1 protein-coding gene is annotated in these 476 nt (G+C 51.1%); it reads right to left on the reverse strand.

The annotated features are described in order from the left end of the window. The coding region (locus EXT46_RS18690) for an IS3 family transposase (protein WP_130149076.1) at positions 1-476 on the reverse strand (476 nt) is incomplete at both ends.

Below are 476 nucleotides of genomic sequence, written 5' to 3' on the forward strand. Positions count from 1 at the left end.
CGGTACTGCACGCCTCTATCTGAGTGAAGCATCAAACCTGGTTTAACCTCCCTGCGGGCCAGTGCCATGTTGAAAGCGTCGGAAATCAGTTTGACCGTCATCGACGTGTCTAATGCCCAACCGACAATCGCCCTTGAGAACAGGTCCATCACAGCGGCTAGATAAAGCCACTGGCCGCGAACACGGATATAAGTGATATCTGATACCCATTTCCTGTTGGCACGCTCTGTGATGAACTGCTGGGCAAGCACATTCCCTTCTACATTCGAGTTTGAATAGCTGCTGCGACTGTAACGGAACGCTTTGCCATTTCTTGCCTTGAGAGCCAGCTCTTGCATGATTTTAGCGACCGTATTGAGGCTACATCGAACACCGCTGGCATTGAGTTCATAGGTTAGTCTGGGCGCGCCGTAGCGTGCCTTAAAGACCTCATAAGCCTCTTTCACATGATGGGCCAACTCAGCATGTTTCTGTGC

It is taken from the genome of Pseudoalteromonas sp. CO325X (assembly GCF_004208955.1).
In the GTDB taxonomy this organism is placed as follows: domain Bacteria; phylum Pseudomonadota; class Gammaproteobacteria; order Enterobacterales; family Alteromonadaceae; genus Pseudoalteromonas; species Pseudoalteromonas ruthenica.